Source organism: Streptomyces tremellae (assembly GCF_039540215.1).
Classification (GTDB): domain Bacteria; phylum Actinomycetota; class Actinomycetes; order Streptomycetales; family Streptomycetaceae; genus Streptomyces; species Streptomyces tremellae.
Genome location: NZ_BAABEP010000023.1, coordinates 35,776 through 52,813 on the forward strand (window position 1 = coordinate 35,776; position 17,038 = coordinate 52,813).

General features: G+C 75.1%; 15 protein-coding genes. 9 read left to right on the forward strand and 6 right to left on the reverse strand.

Translation table 11 applies throughout. From position 1 onward, the window contains the following. Positions 1 to 124 precede the first annotated feature (124 nt). From ABEA77_RS17440 to ABEA77_RS17450, 3 genes are all read left to right on the forward strand, one after another. Complete coding sequence (locus tag ABEA77_RS17440; RefSeq protein ID WP_345647929.1) at positions 125 to 874, forward strand: SDR family oxidoreductase; 750 nt, start codon at positions 125 to 127, stop codon at positions 872 to 874. A 75-nt stretch (positions 875 to 949) separates the two neighbouring features. Further along, positions 950 to 1,825, forward strand: a complete 876-nt coding sequence (locus tag ABEA77_RS17445; protein ID WP_345647932.1) for a LysR family transcriptional regulator — start codon at positions 950 to 952, stop codon at positions 1,823 to 1,825. A 318-nt stretch (positions 1,826 to 2,143) separates the two neighbouring features. Further along, positions 2,144 to 3,079, forward strand: a complete 936-nt coding sequence (locus tag ABEA77_RS17450; protein ID WP_345647934.1) for a D-alanyl-D-alanine carboxypeptidase family protein — start codon at positions 2,144 to 2,146, stop codon at positions 3,077 to 3,079. A 69-nt stretch (positions 3,080 to 3,148) separates the two neighbouring features. Here the strand turns inward: ABEA77_RS17450 and ABEA77_RS17455 are convergent, their stop codons facing one another. Genes ABEA77_RS17455 through glmS form a run of 3 tightly spaced genes read right to left on the reverse strand, consistent with a single transcriptional unit; the run spans position 3,149 to position 6,848 of the window. After that, entirely contained in the window at positions 3,149 to 4,594 is a 1,446-nt protein-coding gene (locus tag ABEA77_RS17455) for an NAD(P)H-hydrate dehydratase (protein WP_345647937.1), read from the reverse strand. Positions 4,595 to 4,598: 4 nt separating this feature from the next. After that, positions 4,599 to 4,967 carry a holo-ACP synthase gene (locus ABEA77_RS17460; RefSeq protein ID WP_345647938.1) on the reverse strand — a complete coding sequence of 123 codons (369 nt, stop codon included), beginning with the start codon at positions 4,965 to 4,967 and terminating at the stop codon, positions 4,599 to 4,601. Between the two features lie 33 nt (positions 4,968 to 5,000). Beyond that, complete coding sequence (glmS, locus tag ABEA77_RS17465) at positions 5,001 to 6,848, reverse strand: glutamine--fructose-6-phosphate transaminase (isomerizing) (protein ID WP_345647941.1); 1,848 nt, start codon at positions 6,846 to 6,848, stop codon at positions 5,001 to 5,003. A gap of 296 nt (positions 6,849 to 7,144) precedes the next feature. Here glmS and ABEA77_RS17470 point away from each other — a divergent pair, with 296 nt between their 5' ends. Beyond that, positions 7,145 to 8,953: a hypothetical protein gene (locus ABEA77_RS17470; protein ID WP_345647944.1), complete on the forward strand. Its 1,809-nt coding sequence runs from the start codon at positions 7,145 to 7,147 to the stop codon at positions 8,951 to 8,953. Between the two features lie 65 nt (positions 8,954 to 9,018). Next, entirely contained in the window at positions 9,019 to 9,792 is a 774-nt protein-coding gene (locus ABEA77_RS17475; RefSeq protein WP_345647947.1) for a hypothetical protein, read from the forward strand. A 93-nt stretch (positions 9,793 to 9,885) separates the two neighbouring features. Here ABEA77_RS17475 and ABEA77_RS17480 read toward each other — a convergent pair whose 3' ends face one another. Further along, positions 9,886 to 10,395 carry a winged helix-turn-helix transcriptional regulator gene (locus ABEA77_RS17480; RefSeq protein ID WP_345647950.1) on the reverse strand — a complete coding sequence of 170 codons (510 nt, stop codon included), beginning with the start codon at positions 10,393 to 10,395 and terminating at the stop codon, positions 9,886 to 9,888. A 122-nt stretch (positions 10,396 to 10,517) separates the two neighbouring features. Between ABEA77_RS17480 and ABEA77_RS17485 the strand changes: the two genes are divergently transcribed. From ABEA77_RS17485 to coaA, 3 genes are all read left to right on the forward strand, one after another. Beyond that, positions 10,518 to 11,321 carry an SDR family oxidoreductase gene (locus tag ABEA77_RS17485; protein ID WP_345647953.1) on the forward strand — a complete coding sequence of 268 codons (804 nt, stop codon included), beginning with the start codon at positions 10,518 to 10,520 and terminating at the stop codon, positions 11,319 to 11,321. A gap of 28 nt (positions 11,322 to 11,349) precedes the next feature. Continuing rightward, positions 11,350 to 11,712, forward strand: coding sequence for a nuclear transport factor 2 family protein (locus ABEA77_RS17490; protein WP_345647956.1), 363 nt, complete (start codon positions 11,350 to 11,352; stop codon positions 11,710 to 11,712). Between the two features lie 128 nt (positions 11,713 to 11,840). After that, a complete protein-coding gene (gene coaA, locus ABEA77_RS17495; RefSeq protein WP_345648080.1) occupies positions 11,841 to 12,869 on the forward strand; it encodes a type I pantothenate kinase in 1,029 nt (342 codons plus the stop codon). 30 nt (positions 12,870 to 12,899) lie between these two features. On the opposite strand, the gene ABEA77_RS17500 is transcribed toward coaA, so the two are convergent. Together ABEA77_RS17500 and ABEA77_RS17505 are read right to left on the reverse strand one after the other, a co-directional pair. Further along, positions 12,900 to 13,784 carry a hypothetical protein gene (locus ABEA77_RS17500; RefSeq protein WP_345647959.1) on the reverse strand — a complete coding sequence of 295 codons (885 nt, stop codon included), beginning with the start codon at positions 13,782 to 13,784 and terminating at the stop codon, positions 12,900 to 12,902. Positions 13,785 to 13,812: 28 nt separating this feature from the next. Beyond that, the gene (locus ABEA77_RS17505) at positions 13,813 to 15,144 is read right to left on the reverse strand and encodes an FGGY-family carbohydrate kinase (protein ID WP_345647962.1); all 1,332 of its coding nucleotides are present in this window, start codon (positions 15,142 to 15,144) and stop codon (positions 13,813 to 13,815) included. Between the two features lie 88 nt (positions 15,145 to 15,232). On the opposite strand from ABEA77_RS17505, the gene ABEA77_RS17510 reads away from it, so the two are divergent. Continuing rightward, entirely contained in the window at positions 15,233 to 16,474 is a 1,242-nt protein-coding gene (locus ABEA77_RS17510) for an HAD-IA family hydrolase (protein WP_345647965.1), read from the forward strand. Positions 16,475 to 17,038 lie beyond the last annotated feature (564 nt).

The following is a 17,038-nucleotide window of genomic DNA, read 5'->3' on the forward strand; positions in this document are numbered from 1 at the left end:
GGTATCGACGGCGCTTGTGAGGCCACCGACAGGTTGCGTTGGTCCCCCCTCCCCTGCCCTGCCTAGCCTCGTGAGTGGACGTGATCAGACCGATCACCGACGGTGACACGAGGAGGTTCCGGACATGGCCGAGCACACGCTGCGGGACAAGGTGGCGGTCGTCGGCGGAGGCGAGAAGAACCTGGGCGCCCTGGTCAGCAGGGTGTTCGCCGAGGACGGGGCCAGGGTCGTGGTGCACTACCACACCGGCGAGAAGGAGGCCGAGGAGACCGTCGGGGCCATCGAGGACGCCGGCGGGCAGGCCGTCGCCGTGCAGGGGGACCTGACGGACGTCGCGCACGTGCGGCGCCTCTTCGACACCGCGGTGGACACCTACGGCGGCGTCGACGTCGCGGTGAACACGACCGGGATGGTGCTGCGCAAGCCGATCCTGGAGACCACCGAGGAAGACTACGACCGCATGTTCGGCATCAACGCCAAGGCGGGGTACTTCTTCATCCAGGAGGCGGGGCGCCGCCTGAACGACCACGGCAGGATCATCAGCCTGGGCACGTCGCTGCTCGCCGCCTTCACCGACGGGTACTCCACCTACGCGGGAGGCAAGGCACCGCTCGAACACTTCACCAGGGCTGCGGCCAAGGAGTTCGCCGACCGGTCCATTGCGGTCAACGTGGTGGCTCCCGGGCCGATGGACACGCCGTTCTTCTACCCCCAGGAGACGCCCGAGCGGGTGGAGTTCCACAAGTCGCAGGCGATGGAGGGCCGGCTCACCCGCATCGAGGACGTCGCCCCGCTCATCAGGTTCCTGGCCACGGAGGGCGCGTGGATCACCGGGCAGACGCTGTTCCCCAACGGCGGCTACACCACCCGATGACCCGCACCGCACGGCCGGCCGCGTCCCTCGGACGCGGCCGGTCCGCTCTCGTCCGCGGCAGGGGGACGCGCTGACATGGGGCTCGACCTGAACAAGCTGGAGCACCTGATCGCGGTCGCCGAGGAGGGCAGCATCACCCGCGCCGCCGCCCGCCTGCACCTGTCGCAGCAGGCGCTCTCCACATCCGTCCGCGTCCTGGAGCGCGAGGTCGGCGTGCCCCTGCTGGAGCGCACCGCGACCGGCGTCTCGCTCCTGCCCGCGGGCGCCGCCCTGGCCGAGGACGCCCGCGCACTGCGCGGCGCCGCGCGCTCCGCCCTCCAGCGCGCCCGCCGTGTCGGCCGTGGCGAGCCGGAGGTCCTGCGGCTCGGCCACACCCCCGCAGTGACCGGCGAGGAGGCCATCGGCCTGCTGCGGCGGGTCGGCGCCGCCCACCCCGGCCTGGCCACCGACGTCAACCAGCGCTACCCCGCGGAACTCGCCGACGCCCTCCTGGCCGGTGACCTCGACATCGGGCTGTGCCGTGCCATGGCCGCGCCGCGCGGTCTTGCCCGCACGACCCTGGGCCACCAGCCCCTCAACATCGCGGTCGCCGCCGACCACCCCCTCGCCGCGCGGGAGTCCGTGCCCCTGGCCCACCTCGCCGACCAGCGCTTCGTCGTCTGGGGCAGGCCGGGCCACTCCGGCTACACCGACCTGCTCGTCGGCCACTGCCGCGCGGCCGGCTTCGAACCGGACACCGAGCGCACCGCCCTCCAGGGCACCCCGCCCGTCACCGCGGTCATCGGCACCGACCGCTGCGCCTTCGTCACCACGCCGCCGGGCCCCGCGGCCGGCGGCGCTGTGCGCATCCTCGCCCTCGACCCGCCGCCGTACGCGCCCCTGCACGCCCTGTACTCCCCCCGCACCACGAGCCCCGCCAGGGACGCCTTCCTGGCCACCGCGCTCCTCTGAGCCGACCGACGCCCTCGGCCGGCTCCGGACGCGGGCGCGGACCGGGCCCGCGCGCCGCTCGTGCGGGTCCCGCGCGCGGGGGCGTGTGCGCCGGGCGCCGGGCGCCGTCGTGCGGGCGCGCCGAAGGGGAGTTGACGCTTCCGCGGTGTGAACACCGACCCCGCCGGGACCGCCGGGCAAACAGCGCGGAAAACTGCGGGCCGTACCGCAACCTCCGGGGTTTCCCGACGTTCTCACAGGCAAGCGGTACGAACAACTGGCCATTTCCCAGGGGCGTTTGGAGCGATCGACTTGAAGACCCGCAACGGAAGGCCGTACGTGATACCGACTCTCGCAGCCGCCGTGGGCGCCGCACTCGCCACCGGCGCTGTCGCGGTGCCCGCGCAGGCGGCCTCGGTGAGACCCGCGGCGCGGAGCACGGCGGCACAGGCGGCGCCGCGCGCCGTGCAGGCGGCCGTGCGCGCGGCACCCAAGGCGCCGGCCATCGTGGCCAAGGGCGGCTACGTGATGAACGACGCGACCGGCACCTCGTACTTCACCAAGGCGGCCGACACCCGCAGGTCCACGGGTTCGACCACGAAGATCATGACCGCCCGCGTGGTGCTCGCGCAGAAGAACCTGGACCTGGACAAGAAGGTCACCGTCCAGAAGGCGTACAGCGACTACATCGTGTCGAAGAACGCCTCGTCCGCCCACCTCATCGTCGGCGACAAGGTGACGGTGCGCCAGCTGCTGTACGGGCTGATGCTGCCCTCGGGCTGCGACGCCGCGTACGCCCTCGCCGACGCCTACGGCAAGGGCTCCACCCGCGCCAAGCGCGTCTCGTCGTTCATCGGGCAGATGAACTCGACCGCCAAGAGCCTCGGTCTGAAGAACACGCACTTCGACTCGTTCGACGGCATCGGCAACGGAGGCAACTACTCGACGCCGCGCGACCTCACCAAGCTGGCGAGCAGCGCGATGAAGTACGCCACGTTCCGCTCGGTCGTGAAGACCAAGTCGACCAAGCAGAAGGTCACCACGAAGAACGGCGGGTACCGCTACATGTCGTGGACCAACACCAACGGCCTGCTCAGCAGCTACTCGGGCACGATCGGCGTGAAGACGGGCTCGGGCCCCGAGGCCAAGTACTGCCTGGTGTTCGCGGCCACGCGCGGCGGCCGCACGGTCATCGGCGCCGTCCTCGCCTCCTCCTCTGAGGCGAACCGCACCGCCGACGCGAAGAAGCTCATGGACTACGGCTTCAAGCGCTGAGGCGCGCCGGTCGGACGCACCGGGTGGGGGCCCCGCGGGACGGCGGGGCCCCCACCCGTGTCCGTGTCCTCAGGCCCCGCCGGTGACGTTCCGCCAGGCCGCGGGGAGGTGGTCGGCCACGTCGTGCGCCGCGAGCGGCGCGCCGTCGGCCGCGAGGCGCGCGGCGAGGCCGTGCAGATACGCGCCGACGGAGGCCGCGTCGCGCGGCGCGAACCCCGCGGCGAGCAGCGAGCCGGTCAGGCCGCTGAGCACGTCGCCGCTGCCCGCGGTCGCGAGCCAGGACGTGCCGGTGGGGTTGACCCGCACCGGCACGTCAGGGGCGGGGCCGGCGACCAGGGTCGTGGACCCCTTGAGCAGCACCGTCGCGCCGTAGCGCGCGGCGATCTCCCGTACGGCGGCGAGCCGGCCCGCCTCGACCTCGGCGCGCTCGGCGCCGAGCAGCGCGGCCGCCTCGCCCGCGTGCGGGGTGAGCACGGTCGGCGCGGTGCGGGCCCGCACCGCCGCCGCGTCCAGCGTGCGCAGCGCGTCCGCGTCGATGAGGACGGGCACGTCGGAGGCGAGCACGTCGTCGAGCCCCGGCCCCTCGGCGAGGCCAGGGCCCACCGCCCACGCCTGCACCCGGCCGGCCTCGGCCGGCGTGCCCTCGCTGACCAGCGTCTCCGGGAAGCGGGCGAGGACCGCGGGGCCGCCGGGCCCGACATAGCGCACACCGCCCGCGCCGCCGCGCAGCGCGCCGGCGACGGCGAGCACCGCGGCGCCCGGGTACTTCGCCGAGCCGGCGACCACCCCGACGAGGCCGCGCCGGTACTTGTCGCTCTCGCCCGCGGGCACCGGAAGCAGCCGCGCCACGTCGGCGTGCTGGAGCGCCTCCGCCTCGGGCACGTCCGGCAGGTACGGGCCGAGCCCGATGTCCACGAGCCGGACCGCGCCCGTGTACCCGGCCGCCGGATCGATCAGCAGCCCCGGCTTGTACGCGCCGAAGGTGACGGTCACGTCCGCGCGCAGCGCCTCGCCCCGCACCGTGCCGTCGCCCGCCTCGACACCGCTCGGCAGGTCCACGGCGACGACGACGGCCCCGCTCTCCCGGGCGGCGCGCGCGGGCGGCACCGCGTCGGGCCGCAGCCCGCCGTGCCCGCCGATGCCGGTGATGCCGTCGAGGACGAGGTCGGCCGCGGCGAGCTGGGCGTACGCCTCGGCGCCCGTGTCCAGCGCCCTGCCGCCCGCGCCGAGCAGCGCGGCGAGCCCCCCGGCGTGCGCCCGGCCCGCGGCGAGCAGCACCGCGCCGACGCGGGCGCCGCGCCGCGCGAGGTACGCGCCCGCGTAGAGCGCGTCGCCGCCGTTGTCGCCGCTGCCGACGAGCAGCACGAGCCGGGACCCGTACACCCGGCCGAGCAGGCCCGCGCAGACGGCGGCGAGCCCGGCGGCGGCACGTCGCATCAGCGCGCCCTCGGGCAGCTCTGCCATCAGGGCGCGCTCGGCCGCCCGTACCGTCTCCACGCCGTAAGCAGTCCGCATGTGCTCAACCCTCCGCGATCACCACGGCCGACGCCACTCCCGCGTCATGGCTGAGCGAGACGTGCCAGGCCCGTACCCCGAGTGCGGCTGCCCGCGCCGCGACCGTGCCACGCACCCGCAGCACCGGCCTGCCGGTGTCCTCCACGCAGACCTCCGCGTCCGTCCAGTGCAGGCCGGCCGGTGCGCCGAGCGCCTTGGCCAGCGCCTCCTTGGCGGCGAAGCGCGCGGCGAGCGAGGCGGTGCCGCGCGGCGCCCCGTCGGGCAGCCGCAGCTCGCCCTCGGTGAACAGGCGCCCCAGCAGCTGCGGGGTGCGCTCGATGGACCGCCCGAACCGTTCGATCTCCGCCACGTCGATCCCCACCCCGATGATCACTTCTGCGCCCACTCCCTCGGTCGGTGCCGCCGCTCACTCCACGGTGACGGACTTCGCCAGGTTGCGCGGCTGGTCCACGTCGTTGCCGCGCCCGGTGGCGAGCGCGCAGGCGAACACCTGCAACGGCACGGTCGCCACCAGCGGCTGGAGCAACGGGGGCACGGCGGGCACGCGCACCAGATGGTCCGCGTACGGCACCACGCTCTCGTCCCCCTCCTCCGCGACGACCACGGTCCTCGCGCCGCGCGCCCTGATCTCCTGGATGTTGGAGACGATTTTGTCGTGCAGCAGGCGGTGCCCGCTCGGCGAGGGTACGACCACGACGACCGGCAGGCCGGGTTCGACCAGTGCGATCGGGCCGTGCTTGAGCTCGCCCGCCGCGAACCCCTCGGCGTGCATGTAGGCGAGTTCCTTGAGCTTGAGCGCGCCTTCGAGAGCGACCGGGTAGCCGACGTGGCGGCCGAGGAACAGCACGGTCCGCTTGTCCGCGAGGTCTCGCGCGAGATCCCGCACGGGCTCCATGGTGGCGAGCGTGCGCTCCAGCGCGTCCGGGACACGGGCCAGCTCCCGCACGGCGGCGCGGATCTCCGCGCCGTCCGTGCTGCCGCGTGCCTGCCCGAGGTAGAGGGCGACCAGGTAGCAGGCGACGAGCTGGGTGAGGAACGCCTTGGTGGAGGCGACGGCGACCTCGGGGCCCGCGTGGGTGTAGAGCACCGCGTCGGACTCCCGGGGGATGGTCGAGCCGTTGGTGTTGCAGATCGCGAGGACGTGCGCGCCCTGCTCGCGGGCGTGCCGCAGCGCCATCAGCGTGTCCATCGTCTCGCCCGACTGGGAGATCGCGACGACCAGGGTGCGGTGGTCGAGGATCGGGTCGCGGTAGCGGAACTCGCTGGCCAGCTCCACCTCGCAGGGCACCCGGGCCCAGTGCTCGATCGCGTACTTGGCGATCAGGCCCGCGTGGAACGCGGTGCCGCAGGCGACGACCACCACCTTCCGCGCCTCGCGCAGCACCTCGGGCCTGACGCGGGCCTCGTCGAGGCGGAGCGTGCCGTCCTCCGCGACCCGGCCGAGCAGGGTGTCGGCGACGGCGCGCGGCTGCTCGGCGATCTCCTTGAGCATGAAGGAGGCGTAGCCGTCCTTCTCGGCCGCCGAGGCGTCCCAGTCGACGCGGTACGTGCGGACCTCGGCGGGCGTGCCGTCGAAGCCGGTCACGGTGACGCCGTCGCGGCGCGCCTCGACGACCTGGTCCTGGCCGAGTTCGAGGGCGTCGCGGGTGTGCGCGATGAAGGCGGCGACGTCGGACGCGAGGAACGCCTCGCCCTCGCCGACCCCCACGACGAGCGGCGAGTTGCGGCGGGCGCCGACGACGGTGCCCGGCTCGTCCGCGTGCACCGCGACGAGGGTGAACGCGCCCTGGAGGCGGCGGCACACCCGGCGCATCGCCTCCGCGAGGCCGCCGCCCCCGGCGAACTCCTCGGCGAGCAGGTGCGCGACGACCTCGGTGTCCGTCTCGGAGGCCAGCGCGTGGCCGCGTCCGGCGAGTTCGGCGCGCAGGGCGGCGAAGTTCTCGATGATCCCGTTGTGCACGACGGCGACGCGGCCCGCGTTGTCGAGGTGGGGGTGGGCGTTGGTGTCGTTGGGTGCGCCGTGGGTGGCCCAGCGGGTGTGCCCGAGGCCCGCGCTCCCGGTGGGCAGCGGTGCCTCGGCGAGCGCCTTGTCGAGGTTGACGAGCTTCCCCGCCCGTTTCGCGGTGGCGAGTGCCCCGTCGGCGAGCACGGCCACACCGGCGGAGTCGTACCCCCGGTATTCGAGGCGTTTCAGTCCCGCGATGACCACGTCGAGCGCCGACTGAGGACCGACGTATCCCACAATTCCGCACATAACGGGCACCCTAAGCGGGGCGGTGGCGCGGGCCGGAACAGGCACGCGGTGCACGGCGCGGCGCCGGACGTGCGTCCACGGTCCGGGGTGCGCGATCCGGAGCATGCGCCCCGGGGGCCGCGATCCGGGGGCCGCGATCCGGGGGCCTCGCCTCAGGGGCCGCGATCCGGGGGCCGCGATCCGGGGCGCAAGGGCCCGGACGGCACGGCAGGCACGGCAGGCGCGGATCGCGGCCCGGGGCGGACAACACCCCGTTCCCCTGGTGGCCGGTGGCCCGGACGGCATTCAATGGGGGTGTGACGCTCCGCTCGCTGCTCAGCCTCCCCCGGATGCTCCGGCACGGTTCCACCGTCGGCACGGACCTGCCGCCCGACACCTCCGTCGTCCTCGACCCGCCAGAACCGCGGTTGCGCCCCGCCCTGGTCGCGGCGGCCGGCGGCGACCACGGCCCGGCCCGCGCGCTGCTCGCCGCGACCCGGCTGTGCGGGGAGTGGGAGAACCGCGGCGCGTGGCTGCCGCGGCTCGCCTCGGCCGTGCTGCACAACCCCGGCGGGCTCGACGACTGGTTCCGGCGGGAGCCCGACGACCCGGACGCGGCGCTGCTGCGGGCCGCGGTGAGCCTCAAGCACGCCTGGGCGGTCCGCACGGGGGCACGGGCCAGGGACGTGCCGCAGGAGCAGTTCCAGGCGTTCTTCGCGCTGCTCGACGACGCGGTGCCGGTGATCAGCGCGGCGGCCGAGGCCAACCCCGCAGACCCGGTGCCCTGGCAGCTCGCCCTCGAACACGCCACCGGCAGCCAGTCGCCGCGCGAGGTCTTCGACGCGTACTGGGCCGAGGCCGTGGCGCGCGCCCCGCACCACTACGGCTGCCATGTGGCGGCCCTCCACTACCTGTGCGAGAAGTGGCACGGCTCCCACGAGGAGATGTTCGACTTCGCCGAGCGGGCCGCCGAGGGCGCGCTGCCCGGCTCGAAGCTGCACGCGCTGCCGCTGCTCGCCGCGGTCGAGTACGACGTGCTCGCCGACGCGGCAGGCGACGACACCCGCCGCTCCCGGATCTCCCGGGTGCGGGTGCGGGCCGCGGTGGAGCGGGCGCTCAGCCTGGTCGCCGCGTACGAGCCGGGCGACCCCGAGGTCGCCGGCGTGCGCAACCACCTGGCGCTGATGCTGCTGCTCGCGCGCCGCCCCGAGGAGTCGCTCGCGCAGTTCAGCGCGATCGGCACGCACGCGACGGAGTACCCGTGGGCGTACTTCGGGCCGCCGCGCGAGCAGTTCCTCGACTTCCGCGCGGGCGTACGGCTCCAGGTGGCGGCGCGCATCCCGTTCTTCACGGGCCGCCGTACGGTCCCCGCGCAGCGCGCCGCGCGCACCGCCGACGCGGTGACCGTCGCGGTGCTGCGGGCCGCGCCGCGCCGGGTCGCGGAGGCGGCCCGGCAGGCGGGCGCCGACCTGCGGATAGCCCCGCGCGGCGACGCGACGTACGCGGAGGTGCCCGCGGGCCTGCCGCAGCGCGGCGCCTCGGCGCGGCGGGCGACGCTGATGGGCGAGGACGGGCTCACCGCGGTCACCGCGAGTCTGACCCGCGCGGTGCGCCGCCCCGCGCTGGTGCTGCGCAGGACCGGCGACCGGTACGGCTTCACGCTGCTCCAGCGCGGGCGCAGGCTCGCCGACCACGTGTGGGACCCGGCCGCGCCGCTGCCCGACCACGAGACGGCCGCGGCGACGGCCCGCGCGCTCGCCGCGTCGTACGGCATCGCGGACGCCCGCCCGCTGACCGCGCTGCTGCGCGCCTCCAACGCGCCGGCGGCACGGCTTTCGTCACTCGTCGCCGCGCTCGGCCTGCCGCCCGTGCCGCCGGGTCTCACGCTGACCAGGCTGCCCGACACCCAGCTGGTCACCCGCCGCGCCCGCAGGCCGCGCGGCTGGTGGGCGGCGCGGATCGCGGCGGTCGCGGTGTGCGCCCCGGCGACGGTCTACGCCTGGTGGGCGCCCGGCGTCGGCCGCACCCGCGCCTCGCTGGCCACGGTCGCCACCGCGTACCTCACCACCCGCCTCACCCGCGCCTGGCGCCACCGGCCGCGCCCGTTGGCCGAGGCCCGTTCGTGACCCCGCCGCGCGACACTGGGGAGCGGGCCGAGGGCCCCGACCACGGAGCGAGGAGAGGTGCGCCCATGCCGCCGCAGCACGACCCGTCCGGTCCCGACGCCGCCGGCACCGCCGCTCCGGCGCCCGGGCCCGCGGCGAGCCGGCCCGCCGCCGGCCGGCGGGCGCCCGCGTCCGCGGGCGCGCGGCTCTCCGACGAGCCAGGGGCCGCCGCCGACCCCGCCGCGGCCCGGCACAGGTCGCTCGCGACGGTCGACGACCGCCTCTATGTGGGCGACCAGGCCGTGACGCTCGCCACACCCGGGGGCTTCGCCACGGTCCGCTACGCGGAGGCGGCGGAGGTGCTCGCGCACCCGGACGGCGGCCGGGTGCTGACGGGCCCCGACGGGGTGCGGGTCGCGGTCGAGCCGACGCTGTACGCGATGCTCACGCCCGAGCGGATCGCCGCGCTGGACGCCGTACTCGCCGCCGTGGCGCCCCGCGCCGCCGTCCGTACCGCGCCGCGCGCCCCCGAGGCCGTGCCCCGTCCGCCGGCGGGCGAGGACCCGCGGACCTCCGCGCTCAGCAGCCGCACCCGGGCGCCCGCGCCCCCGCGCACCCGCTCCCGCGGCCGGACGGTCGGCCTCTACCTGGCGTGCCTCGCGGTCGCGGGCGCCGCGCTCGCCGCCGTACGCACCACCTTCGACCAGCTCGGCGCGGCCCATCCGCACTACACGGTGGCCGCCATGTTCTGGGTGCTGACCGCCGGCCTCGTGGTCGTGGCGCGCGACCTGCGCAACCCGCCCAAGGACCGTACGCACGTGCCGCGCTGGTGGGAGATGGGCGACCACTTCAGGCGCTGAGCGCCGACAGGCCCGGGCCGCTTCGGGCGCCGAGCGGCTGCGTGCGCCGGGCCGCTTCAGGTCCCGGGCCGCTGCAAGCGCCCGGCCGCGTCCTCACTCGGCGGGTGCGAGCGCCTGCGGCCCCTCCGCGTAGCGTGCGCGCATGGCGGGGCTCGCCGCGGGCCCCGAGGTGAAGACATAGGCGTCGCAGTCGTCGAGCCTGCGGCCCGTCGCCGCGTCGACCACCACGGGCTCGACCTCCTCGCCGGTCCGCGCGTCGACCAGCACCATGCTGCGCTCGGCGGGCGCGAGCCGCGCGTTCCCCCAGGCGGCGAGCGCGACGATCACCGGGCGCAGGGAGCGGCCGAGCCCGGTCAGCACGTACTCGTGCCGCACCGGGTTCGCCTGGTACGGCCTGCGCTCCAGCAGGCCGTCGGCGACCAGGGACCTCAGCCGGGCGGTGAGCATGCTGGAGGAGATGCCGAGGTTCTCCTGGAACTGGTCGAAGCGCGTGTAGCCGTCGAAGGCGTCGTGCAGGAGCAGCAGCGTCCACCACTCGCCGACGTGCTGCACGGTCGTGGACAGCGGGCACTCCCGGTCCTCCAGCCTGATCCGGTTCGCCACGGTGGCCCTCCCTCGGGTTACTGCTAAAGTCGAAGCTAGTAGGTTCCATTTTAGCAGTTACTCGTGGGGCGGTGCTCGGCATGCCCGGATGCCACCAGCCCCCTCCGGAAGGAAACGGGCCCATGACCACGTCCACCACAGCCCAAATCCTCCCCAGCGACTCGCTCGACGGCAGGCGCGCCCTGGTCACGGGCGGCACCAAGGGCACCGGCGCGGCCGTCGCCGAGCGCCTGCGCAGGGCGGGCGCCACCGTGCTCGTCACCGCGCGCAGCCGCCCGGAAGGCGTCGACGAGACGTCGTTCGTCGGCGCCGACCTGGCCACCGCCGCAGGCGCGGCCGAGGTCGTCGCCCAGGTGCGGGACCGCGTCGGCGGCCTCGACATCCTCGTCCACAACCTCGGCGGGTCCGACGCCCCCACGGGCGGCTTCGCCGCGGTCGGCGACGACCACTGGGCCAGAGAGCTCGACACCAACCTGCTGGCCGCCGTGCGGCTCGACCGCGGCCTGCTGCCCGGCATGGTGGCGGCGGGCAGCGGGGTGGTCGTGCACGTCACGTCCATCCAGCGCCGCATGCCGCTGTGGGACGGCACCCTCGCCTACGCGGCGGCCAAGGCCGCGCTCACCACCTACAGCAAGGGCCTCGCGAACGAGGTTGCCCCGCACGGCGTGCGCGTCACCGCGGTCTCCCCAGGCGCCATCGCCACCGAGGCGGCCGACCGGCTTGTCCTGCGGATCGCCGAGGGCGCGGGCATCAGCACGCAGGCCGCGCTCGAACGCCTCATGGACTCGCTCGGCGGCATCCCGCTCGGCCGCCCCAACCGGCCCGACGAGGTCGCGGAGCTGGTCGCCTTCCTCGTCTCCGACCGCGCCGCCTCCATCGTCGGCGCCGAGTACGTCATCGACGGCGGCACCACCCCCACCGTCTGAACCCCGCCCCTTCCGAGAGGAACACCCCATGACCACCCCGCAGCGCCCCGCAGCCCTCGACGCCCTGCCCGCCGTGGTCACCCGCTACCTCGCAGCGCACCGCGTCCACGACACCGCGGCGACCCTCGCCCTCTTCGCCCCCGGCGCCTCGGTCGCCGACGACGGCGCCGTGTACGAGGGCACCGCCGCCATCGAGGGGTGGCTCGACCGCCTCGCCTCCCCCTCCGGCTTCACCTACACCTCCACCCCCACGGGCGCCGAGCGCTCGGGCCCCGACAGCTGGACGGTCGCCCAGCGCGTCGAGGGCGACTTCCCCGGCGGCACCGTCGACCTGTCCTTCCGCTTCACGCTGCGCGGCGACCTCGTCGAGCGCCTGGTGATCGAGGTCTGAGCCCCGCGTGCACCCCGCCGTACGGTTCCGGCGCCGCGCGCCCGCCGCGCCGGAACCGTACGGACGTGACGAACGCGACCCGCGGCCGGGCGGCCGCGGCGGGGCCAGGCGCGGCGACCCGGCCGACAATGGACCCCGTGATCAGCTCTCCCGCGCCCCAGCAGTCGCCCGCGCAGTACCCCGACGCCCGGCGGAAGGCCGACCACGGGCCGACCCCCTACGTCGACCTGTCACGGGCCGAGTGGAGCGCGCTGCGCGAGAAGACGCCGCTGCCGCTCACCGCGGAGGAGGTCGAGCGGCTGCGCGGCCTCGGCGACGTGATCGACCTGGACGAGGTGCGGGACGTCTATCTGCCGCTCTCCCGCCTGCTCAACCTGTACGTGCAGGCCACGGCCGGGCTGCGGGGAGCGCTCAACACGTTCCTCGGCGACGCGGGCGGCGGCCACGGCGCCCAGCGCGGCACGCCCTTCGTCATAGGGGTCGCGGGCAGCGTGGCCGTCGGCAAGTCGACCGTGGCCCGCCTCCTCCAGGCGCTGCTCGCGCGCTGGCCCGAGCACCCGCGCGTGGAACGCGTCACCACGGACGGCTTCCTGCTGCCGATGAAGGAGCTCCGGGCCAGGGACCTCGTACACCGCAAGGGCTTCCCCGAGTCGTACGACCGCCGCGCGCTGACCCGCTTCGTCGCCGACATCAAGGCGGGCAGGGAGGAGGTCACCGCGCCGGTCTACTCGCACCTGATCTACGACATCGTGCCAGGCGAGCGGCTGGTGGTGCGGCGCCCCGACATCCTGATCGTGGAGGGCATCAACGTCCTCCAGCCCGCCCTGCCCGGACAGGACGGCAGGACGCGGGTCGCGCTCGCCGACTACTTCGACTTCAGCGTGTACGTGGACGCGCGGGCCGAGGACATCGAGGCGTGGTACCTGAATCGTTTCCGCACGCTGCGCGCGACCGCGTTCCAGGACCCCTCCTCGTACTTCACGAAGTACACCAAGGTCTCCGAGCGGGAGGCGCTCGACTACGCGCGCACGACGTGGCGCACCGTCAACAAGCCCAACCTGCTGGAGAACGTCGCCCCGACCCGCGGCCGCGCCACGCTGATCCTGCGCAAGGCCGCCGACCACAAGGTCCAGCGCCTCTCCCTGCGCAAGCTCTAGCCGCGCCGTCCCTTCAGGCCTCTTCGCCGCTCACGCGTCGAGGACGGACTCCAGCTCAAGCAGCCGCGGCAGGGCCTGGCGGGTCAGCAGGCGCTCACGCTCGTCGTGGGCGATCGAAAGGCTGTCCTTCCACAACGACCGGCCCGCCATGGCGCCGCCCGCGCCGTTGTCGACCGCGGCCTTCACCTGGCCGATGAACGTCTCGTGGTCGACGCCTGCCGAGAGCACCGCCCACGGCACTCCCCCGGCGGCTTCCGTCACCTCGGCGCACGCCTCCGCCGACCCCGGGTACTGCAGCTTCAGCACCTTCGCCCCGCAGTCCACCGCGAGCTTCGCGCCGTTCACCACCAGGCTCGGGAACACGGCGGCGTAGTCCTCGTCCGACTCGTCCTCCAGCTGGTAGGTGAGCAGCTCGACGATCAGCAGCACGCCCTCCTCCTCGCACGCGCGCACCAGGTCGCGGATCTGCCGCGCCACGAGGGAGTCGGCTCCCTGGCGGTCGGGCCTGAGGTAGAAGAGCATCTTCGCGACGTCACCGCCCAGATCGCGCACGCGCCGCGGGCTCACGCCCTCCACGTAGCGGGTGTGGCGCAGTCCGTCGAGCACTTCGTAGCCGGACGCGTCCATGCCCACGACCAGGCCCGTGTCGCGCGCGAGTGTGCCGTCGTCGACGACCGCCGGCAGCGCGACCTCCGCGTCGAGCAGGATGGCGGGTGCCCGGTTCGCGAGGTAGCGGACGACATCGGCCTTGGCCTCCGCCAGCTCGCCCGCGCTGATGGCGGAAGCGCCCCCGGGGGCGTCCTTCATCGCCGCCTTCATACCGTTGCGCTGGTCGGCTGCGACGATCAGCATCCGGCCTCCCGGCGTCGAGATCGAGGCCAGACCGCGGCGTTCGGACGTCGTCAGTGTGTTCATGGGCTTTCTCCTGTTTCGCGGTTCGATGTCAGGCCGGAGCGGGCAGAAGCCGCGCGGCTACCAGGGCGGCACCGAACGCGGTCTCCTGAGAGCGTTCGGAAACCGTCGGGTCGGGGAGCACGCGCTCGCGGGCGCGGCGGACACTGCGCATGCCGGCCCAGCCGCCGGTCAGCGTCGCCGAGGTCGCGGGCGGGACCTCGCGGTCGATCGCGGCGACGAGCCGCCGGATCTCCTCGTTGCTGTGTCTGAGGACGGCCCCGAAGACCTCGGCGGGCGTCGCGCCGTCCGTACGTACGGTCAGGACGAGGTCACCGTCGTCGTTGCGGGCACCGGAGACGTCGAGTCCGCCCTCGGGCAGCGCGCCCTCGAAGGGCAGGCCCATCACCGCCGCGTCAAGCCGGTCACGGCCGGCGCGGTCGGTGATCCCGAACGCCCGCAGCGCACGGCGCAGCAGCAGTCCGGTCTTCACCCCCGCCACCAGCACGTGCTTGCCCGGCACGACGTGCCGGACCTCGTTGATCAGGTGCTCGGCCAGCCGGGCGCGCGCGGCGTAGCCCAACGGCGCGTCGAGCACCCGCAGCAGGACCTCGGCGGTGCCAATCGACACGTGGTAGCGGTCCGGGCCGAGGCCCCCGCCCGCCTCGGCGGCGACGAGATGGTCGTGGCCCGCGACGGTGATCCGCGCGCCGGCGAAGGCTGCCGGGAACCGGTCGAAGACCGCGCCGAGGTCCGTGCCCGCGGGCTCGATCGGCGGCAGCAGGTCACGTGTCGCGCCGAGTTCGGCGAGCATCGCGTCCCACGGCTCGCCCGTGTCCTGGTCGATCAGGCCCGTGCGGGAGACAAGCGACGCCTCAAGCGACGGCCGGCCGCCCAGCACCGTGGCGGCGAACTCGGGCAGGTCGAGCCAGCGGTGTCCCGCCAGAGCGAGTCCGCCGTCGCGCAGGAAGGCGAGCTTGGCCACGGACGCCTGCGCTCCGAGCGGCAGTCCCGTCCTTCCGGCGAACTCCGCCCGGATCGCCGCGGGGAACCCGCGCGCCTGCTCCGCGCCGCGCGGGTCGAACCACGCGAACACCGGTGCCGCGGGGCGGCCGGCGCCGTCGAGCAGCACGCCGCTCTCACCCATCCCCGCGACGGCGAGCGCCTCGACCCGGCGGCCTTCGAGCCGGTCCGCCGCGCTGTGGAGCAGGCTGTGCAGCGCGGCGACGAGCCCGTCGACAGGCAGCTCGGCGGTTCCTCCGGGCCCCGGCTGCCAAGGGGTCGGAGTCTCCACGAGCGCCAGCTCGGCCCCGTCCTCGTCGGCGACCAGCAGCTTGATCCCCGTACTACCGAGGTCGAGACCTGCCACGAGCCGGTCGGCCATGGCCCGCTCCCTTCCTTGCCCAGCAAAGATGACTCCGGTGTCATGGCGAGCCATGACACCGGTGACTTGCCGGGCTATCATCAGGACCATGCCGTCCCGCTGTCAACCAGGTCCGCCCGTCGTGATCGGCGTCTCCGGCGTTGCCGGGAGTGGGAAGTCCACACTCGGCCGGGCGCTCGCCGAGGCATTGCGGCTGCCACTGCTGGACCTCGACACACTCACCACCACCCTGCTCGAGCGCCTGCCGGATGAGTCCTTCGGCGAGCGCTGGCTCGCCCATCCGCGTGCGGCGGACATCCGCGCGGCGCGCTACGCCGCCCTGCGCGCGACGGCCTCCGACGTGGTCGCGACGGCCGGTTCCGCGGTCCTCGTCGCCCCGTTCACCGCCGAGCTGACCGGCGGTCCCGAATGGACGGCACTCACGCGGGCGGTCGCGCCCGCGGCGCTGCGCATGGTCCATCTGAAGGGCGATCCCGAGCTGTTCGCGCGCCGCCGTGCGGGCCGTGCCGCCGGCCGCGACGCGTACCGGCCCGACGCCGCCGCGCCACCGGCCCCTGCCGTGCCGCACCTGCCGGTCGACGCCGAGCTCTCCCCGGACCAGCAGCGGTTCCGCGTCCTGCGCGCCCTGGGCCACCGGCTGCCGCAGGACCCGGATGCCGCGCTGTTCGCGCGGACCTTCGACGCCGTCCTGTTCGATCTGGACGGTGTGCTGGCCGACTCGACGGCGTCGGTCCTGCGCTCGTGGGACCGCTTCACACGGGAGCGCGGGCTCCCCACGGCCGTCGTCGAGCACAACCACGGCCGCCCCGCGCGGGTCCTCATGGAGCAGCTCGTCCCGCCGGAACAGGTAGCGGACGGCCTGCGCCGCATCGAGGAGCTGGAGGTGCGGGACGCGTCCACCGTGGATCAGGTACCGGGCGCGAGGGCACTGACCGAGGCGCTGCCGCCGCACCGGTACGCCATCGCGACCTCCGGATCCCTGGCAGTCGCGTCCGCCCGGCTCGACGCCGCGGGGCTCGCGGCGCCCCGGGTGTTCGTCACCGCCGACGTGGTCGGCAGGGCGAAACCCGACCCCGAGCCCTATCTCCGCGCGGCGGCCGGGCTCGGCTTCGCGCCGGAACGGTGTGTGGTCGTGGAGGACGCGCCCGCCGGTGTTACGGCGGCGCGCGCGGCCGGGTGCGCCGTCGTCGGGGTCCTCGGCACCGTACCGCCCGAGGAACTCGACGGCGCCGATGTCGTGGTGGACGGGCTCGACCGCCTGCGCGTGGTCACGGCCGACGGGGGACTGCGCCTGTCGCCCGTCGAAGCGCCCGGGCCCTGCGGCCACTGACCGGCGACGCCGACGGCCGTCGCGCGGTGCGCGCCCGCCTCCCCCACCCGTACCGCGGCCCCTCGGTGCCGCGGTACGGCGCCCGCCGGGGCCGGACCGCGAAGGCCCCCGCGCCGCCCTGCGGGGCCGGACGGGGCGTCAGGTCATCGCGGGAGGCGGGGCGGGGGGGGCGGGGGGCGTGAGATGGGGGTCCTGGGCCGAACCCCGGGGGCGAGGCCTCGGGTGCCGAGCCCCGGGTGGCGAGGCCCCGCCGTCGCCCCACCGCGAAGCGCGGCGGCGCGTGTCACCGCGGGGCGGCACCGCGGATCGACACCGCGCCGTTGCCGGGAATCCGAATCTGACTCCGGCTGCGGTTCGGGGCCGGGTCCGGGTCCGGGTCCGGGTTCAAATCCGGGCTCGCGCTCGGGTTCGGGCTCGGCTCGCGCTCGGGTTCGGGTTCGGGTCCGGGTCCGGGTTCAAATCCGGGCTCGCGCTCGGGTCCGGGCTCGGCTCGCGCTCGGGTTCGGGTTCGGGTCCGGGTTCAAATCCGGGCTCGCGCTCGGGTCCGGGCTCGGCTCGCGCTCG